Origin of the sequence: Streptomyces sp. NPDC048523 (genome assembly GCF_043199815.1) — a bacterium.
In the GTDB taxonomy this organism is placed as follows: Bacteria; Actinomycetota; Actinomycetes; order Streptomycetales; family Streptomycetaceae; genus Streptomyces.
Genome location: NZ_JBICWQ010000016.1, coordinates 34,144 through 60,775, shown reverse-complemented (window position 1 = coordinate 60,775; position 26,632 = coordinate 34,144). Strand labels below are relative to the sequence as shown.

Below are 26,632 nucleotides of genomic sequence, written 5' to 3'. Positions count from 1 at the left end.
TCCCTTCACACGACCAGCACTTGGACGCCGTAACTTCATGTCTTGGTTCGAATCACTCATCCTCGGACTCGTCCAGGGGCTGACCGAGTTCCTTCCCGTCTCCTCCAGCGCGCATCTGCGCCTGACCGCGGCCTTCTCGGGCTGGAAGGACCCCGGGGCGGCCTTCACCGCGATCACCCAGATCGGCACCGAGGCCGCCGTGCTGATCTACTTCCGCAAGGACATCGGGCGGATCATCTCGACATGGAGCCGTTCCCTCGTCAAGAAGGAGCTGCGCAGCGACCACGACGCGCAGATGGGCTGGCTGGTGATCGTCGGATCCATCCCCATCGGGGTGCTGGGGCTGCTGTTCAAGGACCAGATCGAGGGGCCGTTCCGCGATCTGCGCATCACCGCCACGATGTTGATCGTCGTCGGCATCGTCATCGGCGTCGCCGACCGGCTGGCGGCACGTGACGAGACCGGCGGGCGGCACCGCGCGCCCAAGCAGCGCAAGGGACTTGAGGACCTCGGCGTCAAGGACGGCCTGATCTTCGGCCTGTGCCAGTCCATGGCCCTCGTCCCCGGGGTCTCCCGCTCCGGCGCCACCATCAGCGGCGGCCTCTTCATGGGCTACCGCCGCGAGTCCGCGGCCCGCTACTCCTTCCTCCTCGCCGTCCCCGCCGTACTGGCCTCCGGTCTCTTCGAGTTGAAGGACGCGCTGGAGAGCGACCACGTCTCCTGGGGTCCCACGATCTTCGCCACGGTGATCGCCTTCGTGGTCGGTTACGTGGTCATCGCCTGGTTCATGAAATACATCTCGACCAAGAGCTTCATGCCCTTCGTCTGGTACCGCATCGCCCTCGGTGTGGTGGTGATTGTGCTGGTCAGCATGGGCGCGCTGAGCCCGCACGCGGGCGAAATCGGCGGCTGAACCAGGGCCGCGCAGGTAGCGCTATCCAGCATTTCCTAGCGCCTGAATGCAGCACCACGCCATGATCATCTCCCACTTGTCTCCCACCGGGGAGGCGAGATACGCCCTCTTAGGGCGTGTGCGTCCGCAACGTAGGGGCGACTTCCCTCATGTCCCCGTTGGTCGTGAGGACCTCATCCGGCGCGCGGCCGTGGAGCTCGTGCTCCAGGGCCGCCGCGCCGGCCGCACTCCGGACCACGGGAACGACGGCATGAGCGCTCGACTCGTTGGGCACGATGACCGACGGCGCCGCGACCACCGCACCCTCGGCTCCGCGTACCGGAGCGGCGATTCCGAGAGCCTCTTGATGGACGTATCCGGGGCAATAGGCGTATCCCTGCTGCCGGACTTCGGCCAGGACCTCACGCAACCGGGCGGGCGCGGCCGGAGTGGCCGACGTGTAGGCGATCAACGGGCCCGAAAGGACAGCTTCCTTCAGGGATGTGGGGCCGTAGGCCAGCAGCACCAGTCCGCTGGAGGATGCGTGCAGGGACAGACGCCCAGCGATGCGGGTGTAGTTGATCACCGCGTTGGGGGCCGAGAGCCGTTCCAGGAACAGGACATCCTCGGTCGACCAGGACGAGGCCGCCGCCATCCGGGGTCTCCGCGCGCACGGGCGGGCTCGGCCTTGCACCGAGCCCGCCGCTCCACATCCATCCGTTCCTGTTCGCTCGCTGTGGCGCTCATCCGGTTCGGCGCACGTCGTTGCCCGCGAACGTCAGGAATAGCAGGACCTGCGTCACGCCGCCGGTTAGCGCTGCAGTGTCAGTACCCCCGGCCGGTACGGCAGGAGGCCGTAGTCCCCGCCGTCGGTGCTGGGGTCGCGCCCCTGGTAGAGGAACTGCAGATTGCAAGGGTCGATGGTCTTGGTCTGGTCGGGGTTGGTGCGAACCAGATCGCCGTGGCTGATGTCCCTGGTCCAGGTCGCGCCGCTGTTGGCACTGCCGGCGAAGGGGCTGGTCACGGTGTCGGCCCCCGCCTGCGGTGTCCACGTGCCGTCGAGGCTGGTGGCCGTGAACGCGCGGAAGTAGCGACCGTACCCTGTGTAATTCTGGGCCTCGACGATCATGAGGTACTGGTTCTGACCCTGGACCTTGTAGACCTCCGGCGCCTCGAACAGGTTGAGCGGCGTGTCGCTCATGATCTTCGTGAACGAACCGAAGGTGCCCGGGAAGTTGCCGATGGGCATGTTGGCGCGGTAGATGCCGCCCTCGTCGTCGGCGAAGAACATGTACATGTTCGTGTTGTCGCCGATGAGGGTCACATCGAGGGGGCCACCCTTCGGGAGGGTGCCCGTGAACAGCTCCTGCTGCGCGGACCAGCCGTTGGGGTCGGTGGGGTCGCTCGAGGTGCGGTAGCCGAAGCTGTATGGCCAAGCCCCGTTGTAGGCGAGCACCCAGAGGTTCTTCGGGGCGAAGTAGAACAGCGTCGGCGCGATGCCGTCGAAGGGGATCGTGGTCTGGGTGGCGGTGGCCATGTCGGACCAGTTCGTGAAGGGGCTGAAGGTCGCCAATCCCCAGCGGCCGTCGTTACCGGCGAGGTTGTTGTGCGACGTGGCATAGACGACGTGCTTGCCGTTGTAGACGACGCTGGTGAAGTCCTTGAGCGAGGCCCACCCCGCCTTCGGCTCCGCCAGCGGGCCGGTCGATGTCCAGTGGTACGTCGACGGAAGAGCACACACGTTGTTCGCCCCTGACAGACCGGTCCACTTCTGGTTGGCGCCGCCGGTGCACGACCAGAGCCGCACCTCCGTGCCGTTGACCTTGCCCCAGCCCGAGACCTCCAGGCACAGCCCGGACCGCACGCCGACGATCGTGCCGTCGGGGTTCACCCGCCACTGCTGGTTGTCGCTGCCGTTGCACGTCCAGATCTGCACCGGGGTCCCGGCCGTGGTGGCGCCGCCCCGGACATCCAGGCACGTGTTGCCGTACACGGTCAACTGGCTGCTGTCCGTCAACGTCCACTGCTGGTTGATCCCACCGTGGCAGTCCCAGATCTGCACGTTCGCGCCGTCGGTCTGGCTGAAGCCCGACACATCGAGACACTTGCCAGAATCAACACCGCGCACGGCGCTGGTGGTGGCCGCCTGAGCCGGGCCGGCCACAAGCAGCGCCGCGAACGCGGCCAGGGCCGCGACCACGGCGGCGAACACCACCGACGGACGTCTGCGGCTGAAACTACGTCTGCGCATAAGGACCTCGTCATCCCTGGGCAAGCGACACCGGTTCGGCCGTCAAGGGCTGCCCGGTTGCCGGTGTGACGGAACTCCGACTGTTCGAGATATCAAACAGTGGCCGAAGAGTCGATCGGGAGAATGCTAGACATCCCATGAATGACGTCAATACTTCTCGCAAGATCCGCGGGCAGAAACCTTCGCAGGCTGAAACCAGGCGGCTTCAAGTGCCGTGGTTGTACAGGTCTTTGGCTGAGGGTCAGGTAGCGGTGCGGGCGCGGGCTTGGACAGGCACCGTTGCAGTACTGGTTGCCGCCGTTCCCGGACAGTTCGAAGGGCATCTACCGCGCCTCCGTGCCGGCCGGCACACAGAGCCGACAACTGTTCGTCGACGGTGTGCGGGCCCAGCGTGCACGTGGTCCGCTGAACCCGTCGGGCTTCACCCTCTCCGGGCCCAGCTTCACCACCAGCGACTCCTCCTACGCCTCCTTCACCAACGCCTCCTCCGTGGAGGTCGTCGACAACAACGCGTGGAAGCAGATGCGCTGCCCGCTGGCGAGCATCACCGCGCCCAGTAATGGCGGGTCCAGCCTCAATGTCGACCCGACGTGCTTCGCGAACAACAACACCTCGGTGCCCAACCGGCAGTTCCCGTTCAACGGCGCCGGACTGCCGAAGCTGAGCGCGATCAGCTTCGTGGAGAACGCGTACCAGCTGCTCGACTCGCCGGGCGAGTTCTATCTGGACAGCTCGGCAGGCCGGCTGTACTACAAGCCGCGCAGCGGTGAGAACCTCAGCACCGCCGACGTGGAACTGCCCACCACCGAGACGCTGCTGAACGTGAAAGGCACTCCCGGCCACCTCACCCCGGTCAACGACACGGACCCGGCCATCACGTACACCGGTTCCTGGAGCCGCTCCAGTGGGCGTTCGCTGGGCGACCTCTACGACGACGTGCACACCACGCAGGCCAACGGCGACTCGGTGAGCTACACCTTCACCGGTACCGGGATCGACGTGCTGTCGGAGACCAACAGCGACGAGGGCGGCATCGACGTCTACGTCGACGGCACCAAGGTCCAGAGCGTGTCCGCCGCAGCCTCCTCGCGCCTCGCCCAGCAGGTCGTCGCCTCCGTCAGCGGCCTCGCCAAGGGCCGGCACACCATCAAGCTGGTCAAGACCGGCGGGACGTACATGGTCCTCGACGGCTTCACCGTCGTGCCGGACGCGATCACGCCCGCGCACGACATCACCTTCCAGGGCCTGACGTTCGCGTACACCACCTGGACGCTGCCCTCCACGGCCGGCTACATCGACAACCAGGCCGGCGTGCTGTGGGACACCGCCGACTCCAACGCCCCCATCCGCATCCGACGAGGGCACGATCGCGGTCTCTCTCGACGGGGCCTCCCAGGGCACTGTCGACGCGTCCTCCGCGAGCCGCCAGGCCCAACAGATCGTGTACTCCGTCAGCGGCCTGCCGCTCGAACGGCACACCCTCACCCTGACCAAGACGGGAGGCAGCTGGCTGGTCGTCGACCGGTTCGACGTACGGTGACGCTCCGCCGCAGAGCGCACCTCAGCCGCCCGTGCCGGGTCCACCGGCGCGGGCGGCTGTCGTGCGCACGGGTGGCTCTGCGCGCGGGCCGCCCATACCGAGGTTCGGCGCCGTCCCGACCGACACGGACACCGTCTACATCCTCCGCGAAAGCGACGACGTGCGCTTTGAGCTCACGTAGGCACCCAGGACTCGCTTCAGAGCACCCCGAGCCGGAACGTGCCGGGCGTGGGCTTGCCCTCGTCCGCGTACGGCAGGAAGTCCAGCGAACTTGGGCCGGCAGAGCGGTAGACGATGGCGTCGGTGCCGATCGCGACCGGGTAGCGGCCGGCCGCGGCGGCGGTTCTCATCAGCTTGCGGTACATGCCGACCCGGACGGTGGCGAGCACGGCAGCCCGGATGTCAGGGTGGCACGTCTCCCGCTTCAGCGCCGGCCACGGCTCGTAGCACACCGCCTTGCCCCGGTTTGGCTGCCTGAGTTTGCCGATGCCGCCCTTCGCGGTCGCCTTGATCGCGTTGAGCAGCAGCGTCATCGTCGGGTCGATGACGGGCGCCCTGAGCCCCCACGCGGCGGAGTCGGCCGGCTGACCCGCGCACCCGCCCCAAAACCCGTGACGCATCGCATACCTTCTGTGTAGCCGTCCGGTAGCGCACTGTCAGTGCTTGCGCCTAGGCTTGTCCGCATGTCCCCCGATTCCCTGACCCCTGGTTCCGTGCGCTCCGCCGCCGAGGTGAACGAGCAGATCCGGGCGCTGTGGATGCGCGCCGGCGGCACCCTGTCCTCCCAGGAGCGCGCGGAGTACGAACAGCTGGTGGTCGAGTGGGCGGCCGCGATCCGCGCCGACATCATCGAGGCGGCCTGAGCCGCACGGAGGCCGAAACTCCTTGTACGGCCCCGGGGTTGCCTCCGGTAGCCTGCCCGGACCCACCGTCGAGTCTCCCTCGAAGTGAGGTCATGCCATGAGAGCGATCGTCGTGGGCGCGGGCATCGGAGGACTGACCGCCACGCTGAGCCTGCGCCGGGCCGGCCATGACGTGACCCTCGTCGAGCAGTCGCGGCGGCTCAACGAGATCGGCGCCGGCATCCAGCTCGCCCCCAACGCCACCCGTGTACTTCGCCGCCTCGACCTGCTCGACGCCGTCGCGGAACACGCCACGCGCCCGGCCCACATCAGCTTCCGCACCTGGTCCGACGGCTCCGAGATCTGCCGCTATGTCATCGGCAGGGAGGCCGAGGAGGAGTTCGGAGCGCCGTACCTCCAGCTCCACCGGGCCGATCTCCAACGTGCACTCGTCACCGCCGTACCGCCCGATGCGCTCCGCCTGGACACCGCCGTCGTCGGGATCGACCAGGACGACAGGGCGGCCCACGTGACCACGGCGAGCGGGGAACGCCTGGACGCCGACCTGGTCGTGGCCGCCGACGGCATCCGCTCCGCCGCCCGCCGGTGGCTCTTCGGCGCGGACGAGGCGGTGTTCTCGCACACCGCCGCCTACCGGGCCCTGCTCCCCGCCGCCGAGGTCGCCGACCTGGACCTCCCGGAGTACGCCGGCTGGCTCGGCCCGGACCGCCACGTGGTCCACTACTGGCTGCGCGGCGGTGAACTCCTCAACTTCGTGGCCGTGTTCGTGACGGACCGGGCGGCCCAGGAGTCGTGGACCGCGCGGGCGGAACCCGGCGAGCAGCTGCGCACCTTCGCCGGCTGGGACCCCCGGCTGCTGACCGTCCTCGACCGCGCGGGCCAGGTCTTCCGGTACGGCATCCACACCCGCGCCCCGCTCCCCCGCTGGAACGTCGGCCGGGTCACCCTCCTCGGCGACAGCGCCCACGCGATGGTGCCCTTCCAGGCCCAGGGCGCGGCCCAGGCCATCATGGACGCGGCCGTGCTCGGCGACTGCCTCACCGGCACGGCACCGGACGAGGTGCCCGAGGCGCTGGACCGGTACGTCCGCAGGCGGGCTCCGGCCGCCACGGCCGTACAGACCAGTTCCGCCCGTGCGGGCCACGACTACCACGTGCCCGACGGCCCCGAGGCCGAGGCGCGCAACGCCCGCCTGGTCGCCCTCGCGGCCGAGAACAGGTTCGGCCCGCACTCGGCCGCCTGGCCGGTCGACGTCCTGGCCGACGGCTGACCGCCCGTTCCGGCGATCCCCGGCCGCCCCCGCCCCGCCCTCCGAATGTCACCGCACGCCCCTTGGCGCGGCCCGCCCCATGCCCAACACTGAGCCGATGACGCAGCGTGTAGAGCTCGCGACCGTGATGGACCGGCTGGCCGTGGACGCACTCGTCACCGACTACGCCGTGGCCGTGGACGACGGCGACTGGGAGGCGTACCGGGGACTGTTCACCGCCGACGGGCGGGCCGACTACCGCTCGGCGGGCGGGATCGAGGGGGACGCGCACGACGTCGCCGCATGGCTCGCGGAGAGCCTGCGGCTGTTCTCGATGCGCCAGCATCTGATCGTCAACCGCCGCATCCGGTTCGGCGTCGTGAACCAGGACCCCGACACGGCCCGCGTCCAGGCCGACTACATCAACCCCATGCGCCTCGCCGGCGACACCTCCGCCACCGCCCCCGACTTCGTCTGCGGCGGCCGCTACGCCTTCGCCCTGCTGCGCACGGACGACGGCTGGCGGCTGCGCGAGGTCGTGGTGCGGGAGAAGTGGCGGCGTCTGCCGGACCCCCGGCCCGCACCTGTGATCAACTGAGCCGACGCCCTCGGGTGGTCAACCGCACGCAGCACCGGGACCCACACGGGGTAGGAGGCGCCGTATGAACACGTTCGGCCACTGGCTTGCCTCCCCCTGGCGACGCTCCGTCGTCGCCGCGCTGGCAGGCGCCCTCCCCCTCCTCGCCTTCCCGGCACCGTCCCTGTGGCGGTTCGCCTATGTCGCCCTCGTCCCGTGGATCGCGCTGATCCGCTCGGCGCCCACGGCGAAACGGGCGGCGTTCGACGGCTGGGCCGGCGGTTTCGGGTTCATGGTGGGCATGCACCACTGGCTGCTGCCGACCCTGAGCGTGTTCATCTTCGTCATCGGCGCCCTGCTCGGCGCGCTGTGGGCGCCGTGGGGCGCGCTGGTCCGGCACTTCCTGGCCGGGACGCCCTCACGCGGCCGGATCGCCGCCGCCCTGGCCGTACTGCCGTCGGGCTGGCTCGGCATCGAGCTCATCCGCTCCTGGCAGGGGCTCGGCGGCCCCTGGGGCGTGCTCGGTGCCAGCCAGTGGGAGGTCGCACCGGCGCTGCGGCTGGCCTCGGTGGGCGGGGTGTGGCTGATCAGCTTCCTGCTCGTGGCCGTCAATGTGGCGGTCGCCGTCCTGGTGACGGTCCGTGCGTCCCGGGTCCCCGCGGTGGCGGGCCTGGTCACCGCGGCCGCGGTGGCCTCGGCGGCCTGGATGTGGTCACCGCGCCCCGACACGGGGGGCAGCACACGGATCGCCGTCGTCCAGCCCGGTGTCGTCGACGGCCCGGACCGGCGCTTCGCCCGCGAGGAGCAGCTGACCCGCGACCTCGCCGCGCAGGACGTCGATCTCGTCGTCTGGGGCGAGAGCAGTGTCGGCTTCGACCTCGGGGACCGGCCCGACCTGGCGAAGCGGATCGCGGCGCTCTCCGAGGAGACCGGCGCCGACATCCTCGTCAACGTGGACGCCCGCCGCTCCGACAAGCCCGGCATCTACAAGAGTTCCGTGCTGGTCGGCCCCGGGGGGCTCACCGGTGACCGCTACGACAAGATGCGGCTGGTCCCCTTCGGCGAGTACATCCCGGCCCGCTCGCTGCTCGGCTGGGCCACCTCGGTCGGCAAGGCGGCGGGCGAGAACCGCAGGCACGGCTCCGAGCAGGTCGTGATGGACGTCGGCCACGGGCTGAAGGTCGGCCCGATGGTGTGCTTCGAGTCGGCGTTCCCCGACATGAGCCGTCATCTCGCCGAGGACGGCGCCCAGGTGCTGATCGCCCAGTCGTCGACCTCGTCCTTCCAGCAGAGCTGGGCCCCCGAACAGCACGCCTCGCTCGCCGCCCTGCGCGCCGCCGAGACGGGCCGCCCGATGGTGCACTCGACCCTGACCGGCGTCTCCGCCGTGTACGACGCGAGCGGCCGGCGCGTGGGCCGGTGGCTCGGCACCGATGCCGGCGCCTCCCGCGTGTACGACGTACCGCTGGCGACCGGCACGACGCCGTACGTCCGCTTCGGGGACTGGACCGTGCACGCGGCCCTGCTGATCCTCCTGGCATGGTGCGCCACCGACGGCCTGCGCGCGCTCCGGCTCAGGCGGACCGCTCCAGAACCGCTTGTACCACCCGCTCGCACAGCTCATGGGTCGCCAGCGCGTCCCGGGCGCTGAGCACCTTCCCCGCGCGCACGGCGTCGAGGAAGGCGAGCACCGCCTGCTCGATGCCGCGCTGCCGGGCCACCGGCACCCAGTCGCCGCGCCTGCGCACGGTCGGCTGGCCCTTGTGGTCGATCACCTCGGCGAGGTTGAGCACCTGCCGCTTGGTGTCCTGCCCGGACACCTCCAGGATCTCCTCGGCCGAGCCGCTGAGCCGGTTCATCACCCCGAGCGCGGTGAAGCCGTCCCCGGTGAGCTGGAGCACGACGTGGTGCAGCAGGCCGCCCGCCACCCGCGCGCGTACCGTGACGTCGTCGACCGGCCCCGGCACCAGGAAGCGCAGGGTGTCCACGACGTGGATGAAGTCGTCGAGGATCATCGCGCGCGGCTCCTCCGGGAGCCCGATCCGGTTCTTCTGCATGAGGATCAGCTCGCGCGGATGGTCGGCGCACTGCGCGTACCCGGGGGCGAACCGCCGGTTGAACCCGACGGCCAGACTCACGTTCCGCTGCTCGGCGAGCGCCACCAGCCGTTCGGAGTCGGCGAGTTCGTAGGCGAGTGGCTTGTCGACGAAGGTCGGTACGCCCGCCTCCAGCAACCGCGCGACGATCTCGGGGTGCACGATCGTCGGCGCGTGCACGAACGCGGCGTCGAGGTCCTGGGCGAGCAGCGAGTCGAGGTCCCGGTGCCGTTGTCCCGCGGGCAGGTGGAGCCCGTCGGCGACCCGGGTCAGGGTGGCCGGCGTCCGCGTTTGCACATGCAGTTCGACGTCGGGCCGACCGCCGAGCACCGGCAGATACGCCTTCTGCGCGATGTCACCGAGTCCGATGCAGCCGACCTTCACGTGGACTCCTCCAGGTTGTCCGGCCAGGGCCTTGCCGGAAGCATACGGCGGCCGCGGCGGGACCCGGCCGGCGCCCGGGAATTCGCTGGTGGTGAGGGGTGAGGTGGGTCAGGATGCGAGCATGACGACTCAGCGCCCCGAACCCGCGACCACCGCCGACGAACGCAGCATGCTGGAGGGCTGGCTGGAGTACCACCGGAGCACCCTCGCCTGGAAGTGCGAGGGACTGACCGACGCCCAGCTGAGGACCGCCTCGGTGGAGCCGTCCACGCTGTCCCTGATGGGCCTGGTACGGCACATGGCGGAGGTGGAGCGCAGCTGGTTCCGCCGGGTCCTGACCGACGAGGACGCGGGGCCGATCTACTACACCGAGGCCGACCCGGACGGCGAGTTCCGTCTCACCGAGGCCGACACCTGGCAGGAGGCGTACGGCACCTGGCAGGCCGAGATCGACAGGAGCCGGGAGAACGCGGCCCGCTTCGGCCTGGACGACGTCACCGTGGGCAAGCACCGCCGCACCGGCGAGCGGTTCAACCTGCGCTGGCTCTACACCCACATGATCGAGGAGTACGCCCGTCACAACGGGCACGCCGACCTGATCCGCGAGCGCATCGACGGCGCCACCGGCGACTGACGTCAGCACCGGGAGGCGGGAGCACGCCGTACGGGGACGGAGATCACCCGTGCGGGGCAACCTCCGCTCGTCCGCTGTCGCCGAGGTCGCCCGAACCAGCAGAGTGACGCGGGTGCATCGAACCACGACTACCGCAACGCTCCTGGTCACCGTGGCTGTCTCGGCCCTCACCGGCTGTGTGACCGTCCAGCGTCCACCCGTGTCCGGGCCGCCGCCGACGACGGCGCCGTCGCAGCTGCCGGGGCCGGTGGACGCCCGTCCGGACGGTCGGGCGGAGCCGCAGATCGTGCAGGCCCCGGCCCAGGAGGCGCTGTCCATGATCGACCCGTCCCCGTCCCCGTCCTCGAAGCCGGGGAGAACCGCGCCTCGCGACAGGGCCCCGGGGACCGCGGCGGCCCCCGCGCAGCCGCGGGACCGACAGCCGGCCCACGCGCATCCGGCGCACCCCGAGCGACCCGGGCGGCGGGCCCATCCGGAGCCGTGGCACCGGGGCCCCTCGCACCACCGGCAGCCACGCGTCGAGATCCCGGACGTGGCCAGGTCGGTCCCCAAGTCGGTTCCCAAGGGTGCGAAGGATGTCTGCGCGCTCGGCAGGAAGTACGGCCGCTGGCAGGAGGGCAGCCCGCAGACGGTCATCTGCGAGCAGACCTACGGGCGTTGAGACCCCTGGGTCTCAGGGCCGCTGCCGCGGCGGCCCCCACCGTCCGTGACCGCCGGATCCGCCGTCGCCGAGTCGCAGCTCCAGTCTGCTGATCGCCGCCCGCACACCGTCGCTGTAGCTGTCCTCCCCCAGGGCGTCCGCCGCCCTGCGGGCCCGGCGCAGATGGGTGCGGGCGGCGTCCGCGCGGGCGAGCCGCACATAGTCGGCGGCCAGATTGAGGTGCAGCGTGGGATACAGGGCGCGCACGGCGAGCGCGCTCTCGTGCCGGGCCGGCCGGTCGTCGGTGAGCTCCTCGGCGGCCGTCAACGCCCTGAGATCCCAGGCGAGTTCGTCGCAGGGGTCGTCCTGGGCGTCGGCCATGTAGTGGGCCAGGGTGCAGCGGTGCAGCGGGTCGCCGTCCTCACCGATCTCCGCCCACAGGGCCAGAAAGCGGTGGCGGGCCTCCTCCCGGTCCCCCGCGTGACACAGCATGACGACCTGCCCGATCCGTGTCATCACGGCATCCGGCGCCGTCCGCTCCTGTCGCTCCGTCACGCGTCCTCCATGCCCCTGGCCGACCCTCGTCGCTGTCCCTCCCGACGCTAGCCGCCGCCACTGACAATCCCGGTCAGGCGGGACCGGGCCGGTCAGGTGCGGCACCGGACCGGTCGCCGGTGGCGGGGTCAGCCGAGGTGCGGGATCGTCCAGTCCACGGGCTCGTGGCCCTGCTGGGCGATCGCCTCGTTGATCTGCGTGAACGGGCGGGAGCCGAAGAACTTCTTCGCCGACAGCGGGGAGGGGTGCGCGCCCTTGACCACCACGTGCCGGCTCTCGTCGATCAGGGGGAGCTTCTTCTGCGCGTAGTTGCCCCACAGCACGAAGACCGCGGGGTCGGGCCGCTCGGCCACCGCGCGGATCACCGCGTCGGTGAACTTCTCCCAGCCCTTGCCCTTGTGCGAGTTGGCCTCGCCGGCACGGACCGTGAGCACCGCGTTGAGCAGCAGGACGCCCTGGCGGGCCCACGGCATGAGGTAGCCGTTGTCCGGGATCTCGAGGCCCAGCTCCTCCTTCATCTCCTTGTAGATGTTCCGGAGGGAGGGCGGGGTCCGGACGCCCGGGCGGACCGAGAAGCACAGCCCGTGTCCCTGGCCCTCGCCGTGGTACGGGTCCTGACCGAGGATCAGGACCTTCACCCGGTCGTACGGCGTCGCGTCGAGCGCGGCGAAGACCTCCTCGCGCGGCGGGTAGACGGGACCCCTCGCCCGCTCGTCCTCGACGAAGTCCGTCAGCTCCTTGAAGTACGGCTGCTGCAGCTCGTCGCCCAGAACCCCGCGCCAGGACTCGGGCAGCATGGCGATGTCGGTCACGTCAATTCCTCACGATGTGCGGTCACTTGCAGGCTTCAGAACCTACAGGCGCCCACTGACAACCGCTGCTACCAGCTGGTCTTCCAGTACAGCTCCCACATCGTCATCATGGTCGCCGGGTCGATGACCTTCTCGAGGCCGCCGATCTCCTCGTTGGCGGCCACGTACTGCTTGCCCTGCCACAGCGGCACCAGCCGTGCGTCGTTCACGAAGACCTGCTGGGCTTCCTTGATCTGCGGCGCGACGGCCCCGCGGTCGCTCTCCGCGCGCGACTCCGGGAGCAGCTTGCCGGTGATCTCGGGGGCGTCGTACGGGGTGCCGAGCGCGTTCTGCTTGCCCACGAAGGGCGCGATGAAGTTGTCGGCGTCGTGGAAGTCGGGGAACCAGCCGCGCCCGAACACCGGGTACTCGCCGTTCTGGTAGCCCTCGACGTAGGTCTTCCACGGGCGGCTCTTGAGCGTGATCGTGAAGAGACCGGAGGCCTCCAGCTGCCGCTTGAGCTCCTGGAAGGCGGGCTTGGTCGTCGAGCCGTAGCGGTCGCTGGTGTACCAGAGGGTCAGCGGGACGCGCTCGGTGATCCCCGCTTCCTTGAGGAACTTCCTGGCCTTGGCCACGCTGGGGTCTCCGAAGTCGTCGAAGAAGCCCGTGGTGTGGCCGGTGAGTCCGGCCGGGACCATGGAGTACAGCGGCTCGACGGTGTCCTTGTAGACGTAGTGCACGAGCGCCGGACGGTCGACGATCTGGGCGACGGCCTTGCGGACCGCGGGCTTCGCGGACCACGGGTCGCTGGGGTTGAACACCAGGTAACTGATCTCGGTGGTGGGGTTCTCGACGAGCTGGAGCCCCTCCTTCTGCTGGTTGACCTCGATGTCCACGGTGTCGGAGGCGCCGAGACCCCGGTACACGACCGAGATCTCCTTGTCCTTGAGGGCCTTGACCATCTCGTCCGACTGCTGGAAGTAGCGGATGGTGACGGACTTGTTCTTGAGGTCCGCTATGCCCTTGTAGTTGTCGTTGCGGACGAGCTCGGCCTTCTCGCCCTCCTGGTAGGAGTCGAGGCTGTAGGGCCCCGAGCCGCTGATCTTCCCGTCCTTGCGGATCGAGTTCGCGGAGTACTCCGCGGGGTCCACGATCGACATGGCCGGCGTGGTGAGCACGAGGGGGAAGGTGGCGTCGGGCTGGCTGAGGTGGAAGACGACCTCGCGGTCGCCCTTCGTCTGCACCCGGGAGAGCGTGCCCAGCAGACCGGCGGGGCCGCCGTTGACGTTGATCTTCTTGATCCGGTCGATCGAGTACTTGACGGCCTTGGCGTCCAGGGTGTGCCCGTTGGAGAACTTCAGGCCCTCGCGCAGCGTGCAGCTGTACACGGTGCTGGTCGCGTCCGTGAACTCACAGCGCTCGGCGGCGTCGGGCTCGGGGTCGGACACCCCGGGCGAGTAGTTCAGGAGCGTCTGGTAGACGTTGCGGAACAGCTCCCAGGAGTTGTCCCACGAGGCCGCGGGGTCCAGGGTGGCCGGGGCGCTGGTGGTGCCCACGACGATCGCCTTCCCGCTGTCGGAGGAGTCCGAGGAGAACACACCGCAGCCGGCCACCGTGGATATGGACACGAGCGCCGCGAGAGGCGGCAGGTATCGGTTCCGCTTGAACACGCGCTTGCTCCTCGAAATGCCGTGCCGAGAGTCGGCAAAACATACCGCAGCACCACGCACACTCAACCGGTTCGGTCACAGGCGGCTAGATCATCTCACCGGTGATGACCCTGTAAGGCCGCTGTGAGGCTTTTGTGCGTCGACACGGGCGCCGTAGGTGTCAACGGGCGCCCGTGCCGAGGCGACGAGGGTCAGCCCACGCCGGCGTTGAGGAAGATGCCGCCGTCGACGACGAGCGTCTGGCCGGTGACCCAGTCGGACTGCGCCGAGGTGAGGAAGGCCGCGGCGCCGCCGATGTCGGAGGGCACGCCGAGCCGGGCCAGCGGGTAGGACGCGGCGGCCTCCTCCTCCCGGCCCTCGTACAGGGCCTGCGCGAACTTGGTCTTCACCACGGCCGGGGCGATCGCGTTGACCCGCACCTTGGGGGCGAACTCGTGCGCGAGCTGCTGGGTGAGGTTGATCATCGCGGCCTTGCTGACGCCGTACGCGGCGATGAAGGGCGAGGGCGCGATGCCCGCGACGGAGGCGATGTTGACGATCGCGCCGCCGTTGTCCTTCTGCCAGGCGTGCCAGGTCCTCTGGGCGAAGCCGAGCGCGGAGATCACGTTGGTCTCGAAGACCTTGCGCGCCACGTTCAGGTCGAGGTCGGCGATGGGACCGAACACCGGGTTGGTGCCGGCGTTGTTGATCAGGTAGTCGACCCGGCCGAAGGCCTCCATGGCCCGCTCGACGGCGACGGCCTGGTGTTCCTCGTCGTGCGCCTTGCCGGCGACGTAGACGGCGCGCTCGGCGCCGAGCTGCTCGACGGCCTCCTTGAGCGCGTCCTCGGTGCGACCGGTGATGACCACCCGGTCACCGCGCGCGACGAGCGCCTCGGCGACGCCGAAGCCGATACCGCGGCTGGCGCCCGTGATGAGCGCGACCTTGCCCGAAAGCTCGGGGAGTTGCGAAGTCATGGTCCCGTTTCCCTAGTTCAGCGGTCCGCCGGCGACGTACAGCACCTGGCCGGAGACGAAGCCGGCCGCCTCGCCCGTGAAGAAGGCGATGGCGTTGGCGATGTCGTCGGGCTCGCCCACGCGCGCGACCGGGATCTGGGTGGCGGCCGCGGCCTTGAACTCCTCGAAGCCCATGCCGACGCGCTCGGCGGTCGCGGCGGTCATGTCGGTGGCGATGAAGCCGGGGGCGACGGCGTTGGCGGTGATGCCGAACTTGCCGAGCTCGATGGCGAGGGTCTTGGTGAAGCCCTGGAGTCCGGCCTTGGCGGCGGAGTAGTTGGCCTGGCCGCGGTTGCCGAGCGCCGAGGACGACGACAGGTTCACGATCCGGCCGAAGCCCGCGTCCACCATGTGCTTCTGGACGGCCTTGGTCACCAGGAAGGAGCCCCTGAGGTGCACGTTCAGGACGGTGTCCCAGTCGGAGACGCTCATCTTGAACAGCAGGTTGTCGCGGAGCACGCCCGCGTTGTTCACGAGGATCGTCGGCGCGCCGAGCTCCTCGGCCACGCGCGCGATGGCGGCCTGCACCTGGGCCTCGTCGGAGACGTCCGCGCCGACCGCGATCGCCCGGCCGCCGGCCGCGGTGATCTTCTCCACGGTGTCCTTGCAGGCGGCCTCGTCGAGATCGATCACGGCGACCGCGCGGCCCTCGGCCGCCAGTCGTACGGCGGTGGCCGCGCCGATGCCGCGCGCGGCGCCCGTGACCACGGCTACCCGCTGCTCAGTGGTGGACATTGCTGGTTCTCCTCGCCCTTGAGAAATCGCCCTTGAGAATCGATCTGGGGAAAACGACCTGAGAAGGTACGGCCCATTCAGTGAGCGACCGCTTAGTACCTTCAGCACCCGTGACGCTAGAAGCCATGGCACGCGGTGTCAACGTCACACGAGCGGGGTGTGATCCATTACCTGACCAGCAGCTCGAGCAGACGCTCCGGCTCGGCGGCCGGATCGGTGGTGAGCCCGGTGTGCACGGGGCCCGGCTGGACGACGGTGGAGCGGGGCGCGATCAGCCAGCGGAAGCGCCGTCCGGCGTCGTCGCGCGCTGCCTGCCCGGCCGCCGCTCCCCCGGCGCAGACCCCTTCGACGGCCTGGAGCGCGGCCCGCACGCCGGCCACGTCCGCGTGCGGGTCGAGCGCTCGCAGCCGGGCCTCGTCGAGGTGGGTGCGCACGCCGACGTAGGCCTTGGCGCGGCAGTACACGAGCACCCCGGCGTTGATGCCCTCGCCGCGTTCGATCCGGGGGACGACCCGCAGCAGGGCGTACTCGAAGACCTCGCGGTCGTCGGTGCGGCCGCCCCTGATGATGTGGCGCTCGGTCACTTGATCCCCTCGATCCGCTGGTGGACGACGGCCGCGCGCGCGAGCAGCGGCCGTGCGTAGGTCCGTCGGAGTTCGTCCGGCGACTCGAAACCGGGCTCGTCCGCCAGCCAGGCGTCCGGGATCTCGGCGGTGACCTCGGCGAGCAGGTCCTCGGTGACCCGGGGGGCCAGTTCGGCGGCGGCAGCGGCGACATCCGGCGCGAAGGGCTTGAGGACGTGGTCCGAGGCGTCGTAGGGGCGGGCGGCGGACTTCTCGGCGCCGGGCCAGTTGTGCTGCCAGATCATGGTCGCGCCGTGGTCGATGAGCCACACCTCGCGCCGCCACCACAGCAGGTTGGGGTTGCGCCAGGAGCGGTCGACGTTGTTGACCAGCGCGTCGAACCAGACGATCCGGCCGGCCTCCTCGGCGTCCACCGGGAAGGCGAGCGGGTCGAAGCCGAGCGCTCCGGAGAGGAAGTCCATGCCGAGGTTGGTGCCGCCGCTGGACTTGAGGAGCTCCTGCACCCGCTCGTCGGGCTCGCCGAGCCCCAGGTCCGGGTCGAGGTCGAGCGTCAGCAGCCGTGGCACCCGGAAGCCGAGCCGGCGGGCGAGTTCCCCGGCCACCACCTCGGCGACCAGCGTCTTGCGGCCCTGGCCTGCCCCGGTGAACTTGATGACGTACGTCCCGTGGTCGTCGGCCTCGACGAGCCCCGGCAGCGAGCCACCCTCACGCAGGGGCGTGATGTAGCGGGTCGCGATGGCTTCCTTGAGCATCGCCCCAGGTTACTGGCCGACAGCGAAGCGATAGCTCCGCTTTACCCGGCGCTGGTCTCGAACGCGTTTAGATCTCGACATCGTCTGAACACCCCGAGTCGGGCGACCGTACCCATGGACAGCTCCACCACGTCCGCGTTGGAAGGAATGTCAGCATGACCAGCGAACTGCCCCATCCCGTTCCGGCTCCTGCTCGCCGTACCGTCGTGGCCGCGGTGGGCGCGGCGGGACTCGCCGTCGCGCTGACCGCGTGCGGATCGGGCGACGATTCCTCCGACTCCTCCGCGAGCACCCAGGCGGGTGCGAATGCGAGCGGTGGGGGTTCGAGCTCGAGCTCCGGCAGTGGCTCCGGCGGCACCGTCCTGGCGAAGACCTCCGACATCCCCGAGGGCGGCGGGAAGATCTTCAAGGACCAGGGTGTCGTGGTGACCCAGCCGGCGGCGGGCACCTACAAGGCCTTCTCGTCCAAGTGCACGCACGCGGGCTGCGCGGTGGGCAGCGTGGCCAACGGCGTCATCCACTGTCCGTGCCACAACAGCGAGTTCTCGGTCGAGGACGGCAGCGTCAAGAAGGGGCCCGCGACCAAGGCGCTGCCGGCCGAGCAGATCACCGTGAGCGGGGACTCGATCACGCTGGCGTGACCGGTGTGCGCCGGGTGTGCCGAAAGCCGGCCAGCACCTCGTCCGTGGTCGCGAGGGTGGCGACGAGGGCGAGCGTGTGACGGATCATCGCCGGGGTGTAGTCGGAGGGCACCCCTGCGATGGCGTCCGTCACCACCACGGCGCGGTAGCCGCGGTTCACCGCGTCGAAGACGGCGTTGGGGACCGCCACGTTGGCGGAGACCCCGGTCACGACCAGGGTGCGGCAGCCGAGGTTGCGCAGCAGCGCGTCGACCTCGGTGCCCTGGATCGGCGACAGTCCGTGCAGCCGTCGTACGACGAAGTCCTCCTCGCGCACCTCGATCGGGGCCGCGACCCGCACCGCGGTGGTCCCGGACAGCTGCTGGACGGGCAGGCGTTCGGCGGCGTGGAAGAGGCGGGCGTTGCGGTTGGCGCCGCGTCCGTCCGGACGGCGTTCGGCGATCGCGTGGATCACCTGGACCCCGCTGCCGTGCGCGGCGGCGACCAGTCGGGCGACGTTGGCCAGTGCGCCCGAGGTCCGTGCCGCCCGGGCGAGTTCGGGCAGGGCGCTGTCCGGTCCGACGACGCCCTGCTGGCACTCGACGGTGAGCAGTACGGTGGCTTCGGGATCGAGCAGTTCGCTGAGTCGTTCGTACGACGGCACGGTGGCTCCTCGTCGCCGGTGGTCCGGAGCCGGTGACAGTAGTCACCATTGCGTGGGGACGGAAGACGACCCATCCTTTTCTGACGTGATGTCAGAGGATCTCTCCTCTGACACGACGTGAGAGAAAGAGGGGGACGTATGACCGTCACTCAGCGTCGGGGCCGGAAGATCATGATGACGCCGGGCGAGCTGGACGAGTTCCTCACCAGCCAGCGCACCTGCCGGGTCGCCACGGTTTCCGCCGATGGCGCTCCGCATGTGAGCACGCTCTGGTTCGCCTGGGACGGCACCTCGATGTGGTTGTACTCCGTGGTGAAAAGCAAGCGCTGGACCGACCTGCGCCGCGATCCCCGGGTAGCGATCGTGGTCGACACGGGCGAGGAGTACGACGACTTGCAGGGTGTCGAGCTGTCCGGGACCGTGGACTTCGTGGGCGAGGCGCCGCGCACCGGCGAGCTCCGCGCCGAACTCGACGTCCCCGAAACGCTGTTCGCCCGCAAGAACTTCCGCCTGGAGGAGATGCCGCACGACGGACGGCACGCGTGGATACGGCTGACCCCGGAGAAGATCGTCTCCTGGGACTTCCGCAAGCTGGGCCCCGCGTAGGCCGTCCGGCGGACGGGGCCCGACGGCGAGGACGTCTCAACGGGGGGCCTCGCCGTCGACTCGCTCCGCCGGACGGACTCAAACGGCTTTCTCCGCCGCCGACTTCAGCGCCTCGACCGCCGCCCGGATCGACGGGCGGCGGTCGGCGTCCGCGCGCCACACGGCGTAGATGTGCCGGCTGACCGACTGCCGTACGGGCACGGTCCGCACGCCCTCCGGGACCGGCCCGCGCCCGAGCCGGGGCGCCACGCACACACCGAGTCCGGCGCCCACCAGGGCGAGCTGGGTCGGGTGCTCCTCCGCGCGGTGCGCGACGCGCGGTTCGATGCCCTTGGAACGCAGGGTGTGCATCAGCCACTCGTCGCAGAACTCGCCCTCGCCCCAGGTGATCCAGTCGTCGTCGGCGAAGTCCTCCAGATCGACCTCGCCGCGCTGCGCGTGCTGGTGGGTCACGGGCATCGCCACGTCGGCCGTGTCGTCGACGATCGAGGCCTTCACCAGCCCCTCCGGCATGGGCAGCGGCTTGTTGTACCAGTCCAGGACGACCGCGAGGTCGAAGTCACCGCGGATCACGGCGAGGACCGCGGCTTCCGGATCCATCTCGCGCGAGCCGATCCGCAGGCCCGGATGCGCCGAGCGCAGAGCGCTGATCGCGGCCGGGAACAGTCCGCGCACCGCTGTCGGGAACGCGGCGAGCCTCAACTCCCCCACCACCTGGCCGCGCTGGGCCTCCAGGTCGGACTGGGCGAGCTCGACCTGGGACAGGATGCGGGCCGCGTGGTCGGCGAGGAGCCGGCCGGCGTCGGTGAGCCGCACCCCCCGGCCGTTCTTGGCGAGGAGCTGCTGGCCGACCTCGCGCTCCAGCTTGGACATCTGCTGCGAGACGGCCGAGGTCGTGATGTGCAGGCCCTCGGCGGCGCCGCTGACCGAGCCGTGCCGGGCGAGGGCGTCGAGGGTGCGCAGGCGCTCCAGGTTCAACATGTAAGCAATGCTACGAGATATCTCGCTAAAAAACTCGCTTGTGCTACGAGATCGTGTGCTGGATCGTGGTCGGCATGACCACCGCGACCGTCACCGAAGCCCCGGTTCGGGCCTCCCGCCGCCCCGCCCTGGACTGGCGTCTGCGCTTCGGCGTGCTCTCCCTGATCTGGGGGTTCAGCTTTCTGCTCATCAAGGTGGGCACCGAGGCGTACGCGCCTTTCCAGGTGACGCTCGGACGGCTGGTGTTCGGGACGCTGGTGCTCGCGGCGGCGATGGTGGTGAAGCGGGAGCGGTTCCCTCGCGGGGTGCGCACGTGGGGGCATCTGGCGGTCGCGGGTCTCCTGCTGAACGCGCTGCCGTTCTCGCTCTTCGCCTACGCGGAGCTGACGATCCCGTCCACGCTGGCGGGGATCTGCAATGCGACCTCGCCGTTGTGGGGGATGGTTCTGTCCCTCGTCGCACTGTCCGAGGACCGGCCCACGCGCGTGCGTGTCGCCGGGCTCGGCCTCGGGTTTCTGGGGGTGCTGACGGTTCTCGGCGCCTGGCAGGGGTTCAGCGGGCTGGACGCCAGGGGGACGGCCATGGCGCTGCTGGCCTCGCTCAGCTATCCGGTCGGGTGGATCTACGTGCGCCGGACCCTGGCCGGGGTGGGGTACTCCCACATATCCCTGACGGGGGCGCAGTTGTTGCTGGCCACGCTTCAGCTGGCGGTCGTCACGCCGTTGTTCGCCGGGATACCGACGCACATCGAGGTGCTTCCCCTGCTTGCCGTCGCCGGCCTGGGTGCGCTCGGTACGGGACTGGCCGTGCTCCTGCAGTACGGGCTGGTGGCGGAGGTGGGGCCGACGACCGCGCAGATGGTCATGTACTTCATTCCGGTCATCGCCACGGGGGCGGGGATCGCGGTGCTCGGGGAGTCGGTGAGTTGGTCGACGCCGGTGGGGGCGGTGGTCGTTCTCGCGGGGGCCGCGTTGACTCAGGTGCGGCGGGGTGCCTAGCGAGGTGGGGGGTGCGGATCGGTGGCGGCCGCGGGTTCGTTGTGGCTGGTCGCGCAGTTCCCCGCGCCCCTGAAGGTGGCTCACCCTCCCCTTACACGTAATTCCGGGCAGGTGAGGGGCCCAAGGCCCTCGCGATCGCGTCCGCCAAGGGGGTGACCTCGGCTGCCGTCATGGTCGCCACGGTCACCCGGATTCCCTGCGGTGCGCCCATCCTGAAGCGGGCGCCCGGGGCCACCGCCCAGCCTGCGTGCAGGAGGCGGGAGACCGCACCCGTCTCGTCCGGGACCGGGATCCATACGTTGAGGCCGCTGCGGCCGTGGGCCTCGACTCCGCGTTCGGCGAGCGCGTCGATCAGCCGGTCGCGGCGCTCACGGTAGGCGGCCGCCACCTCCGCCGTGTCCAGGACGCCGTCCGCCCACAGGTGCACCACCGCCCGCTGGGTGACGCGGCTGACCCAGCCGGGGCCCAGGCGGTGACGGCCGTGGACGCGGTCGACTGTGACCTCGTCGCCGGTGAGGACGGCCAGGCGCAGATCGGGGCCGTATGCCTTGGCCACCGAGCGCACGAAGGCCCAGTGGCGGGTGACTGCGGCCAGCGGATGCAGGGGAAGGTCGACGATGCCGTGGCCGTGGTCGTCCTCGATGAGGAGGGTGTCCGGGTGGTCCTCCAGGACCGCGCGAAGGGCACGCGCGCGCGTGGCGGTCACCGAGGCGCCGGTCGGATTCTGGGCCCGGTCGGTGACGATCAGGGCTCGGGCGCCCGACTCCAGGGCGCGGCGTACGCCTGCGGCCCGCGGCCCCTCGTCGTCCACGCCCACCGGGGCGATGCGCAGACCGAGTGCCGGGACCAGGTCGAGGAGGCTGCCCCAGCCGGGGTCCTCCACGGCGACCGTGTCGCCCGGCTTGAGGTGGGCGGCCAGGACGCGCTCGATCACGTCGAGGGATCCGGAGGCCACGGCGAGCGGGCCGCCCGGGACGCCGTCCGCATCCAGCGACTTCCGTGCCAGGCGGGCCAGTTCGGGGTCCACGGTCACCTCTCCGTACAGGACCGGCTCCCGGTCGCCCCGTTCGGCGGCCGCCGCGAAGGCCGGCGCCAGCAGGGGGAGCAGCGCCGGGTCCGGGTTGCCGTTCGCCACGTCCCGCACGCCCTCCGGTACGTCCACCCGGATGTAGTCGCGGCCCGTGGTCGCCGGCTTCGACCGGACCCGGCTGCCCCTGCGCCCGGCGGTCTCGATGACCCCGCGCTCACGCAGGGTGCGGTACGCGGCCGCGACGGTGTTGGGATTCACGCCGAGCTCGGTCGCCAACTCCCGCATGGGCGGGAGCAGTTGGCCGGGCTCCAGCTCACCGGAACCCACCGCGCGCTCGACGCTCGCCGCAATCTCCGCTGCGCGTCGCCCTTCGATCCGATATTCTCCTAGCACAAAGCAGATTATGCACTAGTGCAATGGAGAACGCAATGCAGGGGACCGCAGCGACCACGCCGGAGCCGACCGCCTACGCGCCGACCGACCGCACCATCCCGACCCGCTCCCCCGGCCGGGCCTCGTACGACAGGGAACTGGTGCACTCGATACTCGACGAGGGGTACGTCTGCCATCTCGGCTTCGTCCGGGACGGCGCCCCGGTCGTGCTGCCCACGCTGTACGGCCGGGTGGGCGAGCGGCTCTACGTCCACGGCTCGACGGGTTCGCGCCCGCTGCGGATGACCGGCGAGGCAGACCCCGGCCTGGCGGTGTGCCTGACGGTCACGCATGTCGACGCGCTGATCCTGGCCCGCTCGGCCTTCCACCACTCGATGAACTACCGGTCGGTGGTGGTGCACGGCCTCGCGTACGACGTCACGGACCCCGAGGAGAAGCGCCTCGCCCTCGACGCGCTGGTCGACCATGTGGTCCCCGGGCGGGCTCGCGACTCCCGCCCGGCGAACAAGAAGGAGCTGGCCGCCACCGCCGTCATCCGCCTGGACCTCGACGAGGTCTCCGCCAAGCTCCGCACCGGCGGCGTCAACGACGAGCCCGAGGACCTCGCCCTGCCCCACTGGGCCGGCGTGGTCCCGCTGCGCAAGGGCTACGGCACCCCGGTCGCCGACGGAGACCTGGACCCCGGCACCGAGGTCCCGGACTACCTGGCGGTGCTGTGATGCTGATCCACCCCTGGGACGCGGCCCGTGACGACGCCGAGTGGCAGCAGTGGCTCGCCGTCCACGACTTCGGGCAGCTCGCCGTCAACGGCCCCGAGGGCGAGCCGCCGTTCGTCCAGCCGCTGCACTTCGTCTACGACCCCTCGCGGGGCGAGGCCCTCACCCACCTCGCGCGGCCGAACCCGCTGTGGGGTGCGCTGGAGGCGAGTCCGGACTGTCTGCTGAGCGTCGTCGACGACTACGCGTACGTCCCGGGTCCGTGGCAGGCCGACCCGGGCGGCCCGGCCGAGCACGGCACACCCACGAGTTTCTACGCGGCGGTCCAACTGCGCTGCCGGGCGCACGTGGTGGACGACCCGGCAGAGAAGGCCGTACTCCTGAACCACCAGGTCGGCCACTTCCAGCCGGAGGGCGGCTCCGCACGGGTGGCGGTGGGCGAGGTTCCGTACGGGCGAATGCTGTCGGGGATCCGCGGGCTGCGGCTCGAAGTGACCGGTGTGCGGGCGAAGTTCAAGTACGCCGGCAAGAGAACCGCCGAGGTCCGGGAGCGGATCGCGGACGGGCTCGCGGACCGGGGCGGTCCCGGGGACGCGGCGGCGCGCGAGCATCTGCTGCGGCGGCAGCGCGCCTGAGGCTGAGAATGGGGCCCTTCACGGAGAAGGGCCCCTTCGCCCGTCAGGCGGCCGCGCGCGCCTCCGTCACCGCGAGTCCCCCGACCGCGCCCAGCATCAGCAGGGTGCCGAGGAGGACGGCCGGGGTCAGGCGCTCGCCGAACACCACGACGGCCAGCACCGCCGCGCTCACCGGTTCGAGCAGCATGATCACGGCGACGGTGGTGGAGCGGACGACCGCGGCGGCCGCGAAGTAGAGGCCGTAGGCGAGTGCCGTCGGGACGGTCGCCAGGTAGGCCAGCAGGCACAGCAGCAGGGCGGGGCGGGCCGTGTGCGGAAGCAGCCCTTCGGCCAGCGCGAGGGGCAGCAGACAGATGCTGGTGACCGCGAACACCGCCACGGACGTCCCGGCGGACTCCGCCCGGGCAGCGCGGGTGATCAGGGTCATCACACAGCAGCCGGCCGCCGAGAGCAGCCCGAGCAGCACACCCAGGGGGTGTACGGAGGCCTCCGCACCGCCCAGCGTCAGCACAGCGAGTCCGGCGAGTGCTCCGGCGACGGCGACGGCTCCGCCCCGCCCGAGCCGCTCCCCGAGAGTGAGGCGTGCCCCGAGCGCGATGAGCACGGGACCGGCGCCGAGGGTGACGACGGTGGCCACGGCGAGCCCGGTGAACCGTACGGCGGCGAAGTAGGCGGTCTGGAACACCGCGAGCCCGACGCCCGACGCGCCGACCCGCAGGGCCCTGCGCCCCAGCGGTTCCGAGACGGCCGTACGCGCGCGCGGCCGTACGGGTCGGACCGCGAGCAGCACCGCCAGGCCGGCCGCGCAGCGCCAGAAGGACAGGGACACCGGGCCCAGGTCACTGGTCCGGTAGACCAGGGCGGCGACCGCTCCCGCGGTGCCCCAGGTGACACCGGCGACGATCAGGTAGACGAGGCCTCGCCCGACGGGCAGGCCTGAGGAAGCATGCGACACGTGTTCTCTCCGCAGTCGCGCCGAGGCGCGGAAGTTCGGAAGAGGACGCCCGCTCGGTGGCGGGGTCCGCGGACTTCGTCTGCGGGCAGCACCGTTCAGCCCGGCTGCATGGCCGGGCATGGTCTCCGGAGGGCCCGCCTCAGGCGGCCGGCGGAGAGACGATGAGCGTGCGCGTATGCATGGTCCGGGAGCCTAGGCGGCGTTCTCCCGGGCGGACAACCGACTTTCGGCGCCGCCGCCCGCGACCGGCTCCGCGGAACCCTTGGCCGGGGTCGAGGACTGCGCGATGAAGGCGCCGAGGAGGACGATCGCGCCGCCCACGATCTGCGGGGCCGAGAGGTGCTCGCCGAGCAGCACCCAGGCGAGGACGGTCGCGACGACCGCTTCGAGACAGGCCACCACTCCGGCTATCGCGGGCGAGAGCCTGCGTACCGAGACCACGCCGGTGACGTAGGCGAGGACGGTGGCGATCAGCACGATCCAGCCGAGCAGCAGTCCGGCCGCGACCGGGGTGCCGTTCATGCCGGCGCGCTGCGCGAGGACGGAGAAGTCCATGGTCCACGGGTGGGCCACGGCGGTCAGGACGACGGTGCCGACGAGGAGGCCGTACGCGATCACACCGAGCGGGTCGGGGGCCTGGTCCCCGGAGTCGCTGCCCTGGTCGGACAGGACGAAGTAGCCGACCTGGCAGCAGGCGGCGCCGAGCGCGAGGAGCAGTCCGAGGGCGTCGAAGCTCAGGCCCGACCAGACCTCGACGACACAGGCGAGCCCGCCGACCGCGAGGACCACACCGAGCGCGGCGGCACGGGTGACCGGCCGTCGCTGCACGAACCGCACCCACCCGAGCACCAGGGCCGGGGCGAGGTACTCGACGAGCAGGGCCACACCGACCGGGATGCGGGAGATCGAGGCGAAGTAGAAGGCCTGGACGCCCGCCACGCCGAGCAGTCCGAAGCCGGCGAGCAGGGCGGGACGGCTGCGCAGGAGCGCGCGGTGGCGGACGGCGAGCGGCAGCATCACCAGGGCGGCGCCCGCCACGCGCAGCCACACCACGTGGAGCGGATCGAGACCCGCCTCGATCAACGGCTTGGCCGCGACCCCGGATCCGCCGAAGGCGAGTGCGGACACCAGCGCGAGACCGAGCCCGACTCCCTTGCCGCCACCGGCCCTGCTGCTCTCAGACGTATGCACCGACCCATGATGACAGGGCACGACATGAGCGTCACCCCCGTTGACTCCTGTCTCAGCGGCTGGACCGCGGCGGGTCGCCCCACAGCCCTCCGGGCAGGCGGCCGTCGATCCGCGCGGACACGGCCCGCGCGTCGATTCCCGCACGGGTCAGCACCTCGACGGCCCGGGACTCGGGGTCCGCCAGGATCGCCGCGAGCAGGTCCATCCCGCGGGCGGGTCCGTCGGCGCGGTGCTCGGCCCGGGCGCAGGCGTGGTCCATGGCGCCCGCGGCGAGCGGTGAGAAGCCCTCGGCCGCCGTCACGACAGGCACTGCGCCGGAGTCCTCGACGGTGCCCTGCCAGCGCAGTCCGTAGCCGATGCTGCGCTGCACGAGATACCCGAGGAGCCGTGGCAGCTGGGGTTCCGCGTCGAGGACGGCGTACGCCTCGGCGTCGGCGTCCAGCAGCGAGTGCAGCAGATGGGCCGTGTCGATCTGCCGGTCCCCGTCCCTGAGCGCGCGCCTGCGGGCGCCGGACACCACCGCTGCCAGTTCCGCGCTGAGCCTGACATCGCCGTCCGGACGGGCCGGCGGCTGGCCGCTCTGTTCGCGGGCCGACTGCCGGGGGATACGGGGGTGCACATCCCCACCCCATCAG

At 70.8% G+C, this 26,632-nt stretch carries 29 protein-coding genes; 13 read left to right on the top strand and 16 right to left on the bottom strand.

Annotation, left to right across the window (positions count from 1 at the left end):
* Window positions 1-37 precede the first annotated feature (37 nt).
* Window positions 38-913, top strand: a complete 876-nt coding sequence (locus ACGFWE_RS41725; RefSeq protein WP_352387088.1) for an undecaprenyl-diphosphate phosphatase — start codon at window positions 38-40, stop codon at window positions 911-913.
* Between the two features lie 109 nt (window positions 914-1,022).
* Here ACGFWE_RS41725 and ACGFWE_RS41720 read toward each other — a convergent pair whose 3' ends face one another.
* A complete protein-coding gene (locus ACGFWE_RS41720) occupies window positions 1,023-1,547 on the bottom strand; it encodes an IclR family transcriptional regulator C-terminal domain-containing protein (RefSeq protein ID WP_393605725.1) in 525 nt (174 codons plus the stop codon).
* Between the two features lie 156 nt (window positions 1,548-1,703).
* A complete protein-coding gene (locus ACGFWE_RS41715) occupies window positions 1,704-3,143 on the bottom strand; it encodes a non-reducing end alpha-L-arabinofuranosidase family hydrolase (protein ID WP_393605723.1) in 1,440 nt (479 codons plus the stop codon).
* 336 nt (window positions 3,144-3,479) lie between these two features.
* Between ACGFWE_RS41715 and ACGFWE_RS41710 the strand changes: the two genes are divergently transcribed.
* The 5 genes from ACGFWE_RS41710 (at window position 3,480) to lnt (ending at window position 9,023) form a co-directional block, all read left to right on the top strand.
* Window positions 3,480-5,321, top strand: a complete 1,842-nt coding sequence (locus tag ACGFWE_RS41710) for a hypothetical protein (protein WP_393605721.1) — start codon at window positions 3,480-3,482, stop codon at window positions 5,319-5,321.
* Window positions 5,322-5,366: 45 nt separating this feature from the next.
* Window positions 5,367-5,546: a hypothetical protein gene (locus ACGFWE_RS41705; protein ID WP_352392059.1), complete on the top strand. Its 180-nt coding sequence runs from the start codon at window positions 5,367-5,369 to the stop codon at window positions 5,544-5,546.
* Window positions 5,547-5,643: 97 nt separating this feature from the next.
* A complete protein-coding gene (locus tag ACGFWE_RS41700; protein ID WP_393605719.1) occupies window positions 5,644-6,816 on the top strand; it encodes an FAD-dependent monooxygenase in 1,173 nt (390 codons plus the stop codon).
* Window positions 6,817-6,913: 97 nt separating this feature from the next.
* A complete protein-coding gene (locus ACGFWE_RS41695; RefSeq protein WP_352392061.1) occupies window positions 6,914-7,393 on the top strand; it encodes a nuclear transport factor 2 family protein in 480 nt (159 codons plus the stop codon).
* Between the two features lie 64 nt (window positions 7,394-7,457).
* Window positions 7,458-9,023, top strand: coding sequence for an apolipoprotein N-acyltransferase (gene lnt, locus ACGFWE_RS41690; protein ID WP_393605717.1), 1,566 nt, complete (start codon window positions 7,458-7,460; stop codon window positions 9,021-9,023).
* Here the strand turns inward: lnt and ACGFWE_RS41685 are convergent.
* Window positions 8,947-9,852, bottom strand: coding sequence for a Gfo/Idh/MocA family oxidoreductase (locus ACGFWE_RS41685; protein ID WP_352392063.1), 906 nt, complete (start codon window positions 9,850-9,852; stop codon window positions 8,947-8,949). The genes lnt and ACGFWE_RS41685 overlap by 77 nt on opposite strands.
* Before the next feature lie 121 nt (window positions 9,853-9,973).
* On the opposite strand from ACGFWE_RS41685, the gene ACGFWE_RS41680 reads away from it, so the two are divergent.
* Both ACGFWE_RS41680 and ACGFWE_RS41675 read left to right on the top strand, forming a co-directional pair.
* Window positions 9,974-10,486, top strand: a complete 513-nt coding sequence (locus ACGFWE_RS41680; RefSeq protein WP_352392064.1) for a DinB family protein — start codon at window positions 9,974-9,976, stop codon at window positions 10,484-10,486.
* A 151-nt stretch (window positions 10,487-10,637) separates the two neighbouring features.
* A complete protein-coding gene (locus tag ACGFWE_RS41675; RefSeq protein WP_352392065.1) occupies window positions 10,638-11,147 on the top strand; it encodes a hypothetical protein in 510 nt (169 codons plus the stop codon).
* A 12-nt stretch (window positions 11,148-11,159) separates the two neighbouring features.
* Here ACGFWE_RS41675 and ACGFWE_RS41670 read toward each other — a convergent pair whose 3' ends face one another.
* From ACGFWE_RS41670 to ACGFWE_RS41640, 7 genes are all read right to left on the bottom strand, one after another.
* Window positions 11,160-11,681, bottom strand: a complete 522-nt coding sequence (locus ACGFWE_RS41670; RefSeq protein ID WP_352392066.1) for a hypothetical protein — start codon at window positions 11,679-11,681, stop codon at window positions 11,160-11,162.
* Between the two features lie 128 nt (window positions 11,682-11,809).
* A complete protein-coding gene (gene ung / locus ACGFWE_RS41665) occupies window positions 11,810-12,493 on the bottom strand; it encodes a uracil-DNA glycosylase (RefSeq protein ID WP_352392067.1) in 684 nt (227 codons plus the stop codon).
* 68 nt (window positions 12,494-12,561) lie between these two features.
* Window positions 12,562-14,142 (bottom strand): ABC transporter substrate-binding protein, encoded by a 1,581-nt coding sequence (locus tag ACGFWE_RS41660; protein WP_352392068.1) that lies wholly within the window; start codon window positions 14,140-14,142, stop codon window positions 12,562-12,564.
* A 191-nt stretch (window positions 14,143-14,333) separates the two neighbouring features.
* Window positions 14,334-15,098 carry an SDR family oxidoreductase gene (locus ACGFWE_RS41655; protein WP_352392069.1) on the bottom strand — a complete coding sequence of 255 codons (765 nt, stop codon included), beginning with the start codon at window positions 15,096-15,098 and terminating at the stop codon, window positions 14,334-14,336.
* A gap of 12 nt (window positions 15,099-15,110) precedes the next feature.
* Window positions 15,111-15,872 carry a 3-oxoacyl-ACP reductase FabG gene (fabG, locus tag ACGFWE_RS41650; protein ID WP_352392070.1) on the bottom strand — a complete coding sequence of 254 codons (762 nt, stop codon included), beginning with the start codon at window positions 15,870-15,872 and terminating at the stop codon, window positions 15,111-15,113.
* A 167-nt stretch (window positions 15,873-16,039) separates the two neighbouring features.
* Complete coding sequence (locus tag ACGFWE_RS41645) at window positions 16,040-16,456, bottom strand: DUF3037 domain-containing protein (protein ID WP_393605713.1); 417 nt, start codon at window positions 16,454-16,456, stop codon at window positions 16,040-16,042.
* A complete protein-coding gene (locus tag ACGFWE_RS41640; RefSeq protein ID WP_352392072.1) occupies window positions 16,453-17,208 on the bottom strand; it encodes a HipA family kinase in 756 nt (251 codons plus the stop codon). Before ACGFWE_RS41640 ends, ACGFWE_RS41645 begins: the two co-directional genes overlap by 4 nt.
* 155 nt (window positions 17,209-17,363) lie before the next feature.
* On the opposite strand from ACGFWE_RS41640, the gene ACGFWE_RS41635 reads away from it, so the two are divergent.
* Complete coding sequence (locus ACGFWE_RS41635; protein ID WP_352392073.1) at window positions 17,364-17,849, top strand: Rieske (2Fe-2S) protein; 486 nt, start codon at window positions 17,364-17,366, stop codon at window positions 17,847-17,849.
* Here ACGFWE_RS41635 and ACGFWE_RS41630 read toward each other — a convergent pair.
* Window positions 17,836-18,492: a cysteine hydrolase gene (locus ACGFWE_RS41630; RefSeq protein WP_352392074.1), complete on the bottom strand. Its 657-nt coding sequence runs from the start codon at window positions 18,490-18,492 to the stop codon at window positions 17,836-17,838. The two genes, ACGFWE_RS41635 and ACGFWE_RS41630, sit on opposite strands and share 14 nt — an antisense overlap.
* Before the next feature lie 138 nt (window positions 18,493-18,630).
* On the opposite strand from ACGFWE_RS41630, the gene ACGFWE_RS41625 reads away from it, so the two are divergent.
* Window positions 18,631-19,098, top strand: coding sequence for a pyridoxamine 5'-phosphate oxidase family protein (locus ACGFWE_RS41625; RefSeq protein ID WP_352392075.1), 468 nt, complete (start codon window positions 18,631-18,633; stop codon window positions 19,096-19,098).
* Between the two features lie 78 nt (window positions 19,099-19,176).
* On the opposite strand, the gene ACGFWE_RS41620 is transcribed toward ACGFWE_RS41625, so the two are convergent.
* Window positions 19,177-20,079 (bottom strand): LysR substrate-binding domain-containing protein, encoded by a 903-nt coding sequence (locus tag ACGFWE_RS41620; protein WP_352392076.1) that lies wholly within the window; start codon window positions 20,077-20,079, stop codon window positions 19,177-19,179.
* Between the two features lie 74 nt (window positions 20,080-20,153).
* Between ACGFWE_RS41620 and ACGFWE_RS41615 the strand changes: the two genes are divergently transcribed.
* Window positions 20,154-21,077 (top strand): DMT family transporter, encoded by a 924-nt coding sequence (locus ACGFWE_RS41615; RefSeq protein WP_393605710.1) that lies wholly within the window; start codon window positions 20,154-20,156, stop codon window positions 21,075-21,077.
* A 91-nt stretch (window positions 21,078-21,168) separates the two neighbouring features.
* Here the strand turns inward: ACGFWE_RS41615 and ACGFWE_RS41610 are convergent, their stop codons facing one another.
* Complete coding sequence (locus ACGFWE_RS41610; protein WP_393605708.1) at window positions 21,169-22,500, bottom strand: aminotransferase class I/II-fold pyridoxal phosphate-dependent enzyme; 1,332 nt, start codon at window positions 22,498-22,500, stop codon at window positions 21,169-21,171.
* 35 nt (window positions 22,501-22,535) lie between these two features.
* Between ACGFWE_RS41610 and ACGFWE_RS41605 the strand changes: the two genes are divergently transcribed.
* Window positions 22,536-23,219, top strand: a complete 684-nt coding sequence (locus ACGFWE_RS41605; protein WP_393605706.1) for a pyridoxamine 5'-phosphate oxidase family protein — start codon at window positions 22,536-22,538, stop codon at window positions 23,217-23,219.
* Complete coding sequence (locus ACGFWE_RS41600) at window positions 23,219-23,851, top strand: FMN-binding negative transcriptional regulator (RefSeq protein ID WP_352392080.1); 633 nt, start codon at window positions 23,219-23,221, stop codon at window positions 23,849-23,851. Before ACGFWE_RS41605 ends, ACGFWE_RS41600 begins: the two co-directional genes overlap by 1 nt.
* A 43-nt stretch (window positions 23,852-23,894) precedes the next feature.
* Here the strand turns inward: ACGFWE_RS41600 and ACGFWE_RS41595 are convergent, their stop codons facing one another.
* The 3 genes from ACGFWE_RS41595 to ACGFWE_RS41585 all read right to left on the bottom strand — a co-directional run bounded on the left by ACGFWE_RS41595 (window position 23,895) and on the right by ACGFWE_RS41585 (window position 26,616).
* Window positions 23,895-24,806, bottom strand: coding sequence for a DMT family transporter (locus ACGFWE_RS41595; RefSeq protein ID WP_393605703.1), 912 nt, complete (start codon window positions 24,804-24,806; stop codon window positions 23,895-23,897).
* 192 nt (window positions 24,807-24,998) lie between these two features.
* Window positions 24,999-25,997, bottom strand: a complete 999-nt coding sequence (locus ACGFWE_RS41590) for an EamA family transporter (RefSeq protein ID WP_352392082.1) — start codon at window positions 25,995-25,997, stop codon at window positions 24,999-25,001.
* A 52-nt stretch (window positions 25,998-26,049) separates the two neighbouring features.
* Window positions 26,050-26,616, bottom strand: a complete 567-nt coding sequence (locus ACGFWE_RS41585; protein ID WP_352392083.1) for a Clp protease N-terminal domain-containing protein — start codon at window positions 26,614-26,616, stop codon at window positions 26,050-26,052.
* Between the last annotated feature and the right edge of the window lie 16 nt (window positions 26,617-26,632).

What these genes read in the sequence shown, in the direction of transcription:
- ACGFWE_RS41725 (WP_352387088.1), top strand. Translation starts at nt 38, where the DNA reads ATGTCTTGGTTCGAATCACTCATCCTCGGACTCGTCCAGGGGCTGACC.
- ACGFWE_RS41720 (WP_393605725.1), bottom strand. Translation starts at nt 1,547, where the DNA reads ATGGCGGCGGCCTCGTCCTGGTCGACCGAGGATGTCCTGTTCCTGGAA.
- ACGFWE_RS41715 (WP_393605723.1), bottom strand. Translation starts at nt 3,143, where the DNA reads ATGCGCAGACGTAGTTTCAGCCGCAGACGTCCGTCGGTGGTGTTCGCC.
- ACGFWE_RS41705 (WP_352392059.1), top strand. Translation starts at nt 5,367, where the DNA reads ATGTCCCCCGATTCCCTGACCCCTGGTTCCGTGCGCTCCGCCGCCGAG.
- ACGFWE_RS41700 (WP_393605719.1), top strand. Translation starts at nt 5,644, where the DNA reads ATGAGAGCGATCGTCGTGGGCGCGGGCATCGGAGGACTGACCGCCACG.
- ACGFWE_RS41695 (WP_352392061.1), top strand. Translation starts at nt 6,914, where the DNA reads ATGACGCAGCGTGTAGAGCTCGCGACCGTGATGGACCGGCTGGCCGTG.
- lnt (WP_393605717.1), top strand. Translation starts at nt 7,458, where the DNA reads ATGAACACGTTCGGCCACTGGCTTGCCTCCCCCTGGCGACGCTCCGTC.
- ACGFWE_RS41680 (WP_352392064.1), top strand. Translation starts at nt 9,974, where the DNA reads ATGACGACTCAGCGCCCCGAACCCGCGACCACCGCCGACGAACGCAGC.
- ACGFWE_RS41655 (WP_352392069.1), bottom strand. Translation starts at nt 15,098, where the DNA reads ATGACTTCGCAACTCCCCGAGCTTTCGGGCAAGGTCGCGCTCATCACG.
- fabG (WP_352392070.1), bottom strand. Translation starts at nt 15,872, where the DNA reads ATGTCCACCACTGAGCAGCGGGTAGCCGTGGTCACGGGCGCCGCGCGC.
- ACGFWE_RS41640 (WP_352392072.1), bottom strand. Translation starts at nt 17,208, where the DNA reads ATGCTCAAGGAAGCCATCGCGACCCGCTACATCACGCCCCTGCGTGAG.
- ACGFWE_RS41635 (WP_352392073.1), top strand. Translation starts at nt 17,364, where the DNA reads ATGACCAGCGAACTGCCCCATCCCGTTCCGGCTCCTGCTCGCCGTACC.
- ACGFWE_RS41625 (WP_352392075.1), top strand. Translation starts at nt 18,631, where the DNA reads ATGACCGTCACTCAGCGTCGGGGCCGGAAGATCATGATGACGCCGGGC.
- ACGFWE_RS41620 (WP_352392076.1), bottom strand. Translation starts at nt 20,079, where the DNA reads ATGTTGAACCTGGAGCGCCTGCGCACCCTCGACGCCCTCGCCCGGCAC.
- ACGFWE_RS41615 (WP_393605710.1), top strand. Translation starts at nt 20,154, where the DNA reads ATGACCACCGCGACCGTCACCGAAGCCCCGGTTCGGGCCTCCCGCCGC.
- ACGFWE_RS41605 (WP_393605706.1), top strand. Translation starts at nt 22,536, where the DNA reads ATGCAGGGGACCGCAGCGACCACGCCGGAGCCGACCGCCTACGCGCCG.
- ACGFWE_RS41600 (WP_352392080.1), top strand. Translation starts at nt 23,219, where the DNA reads ATGCTGATCCACCCCTGGGACGCGGCCCGTGACGACGCCGAGTGGCAG.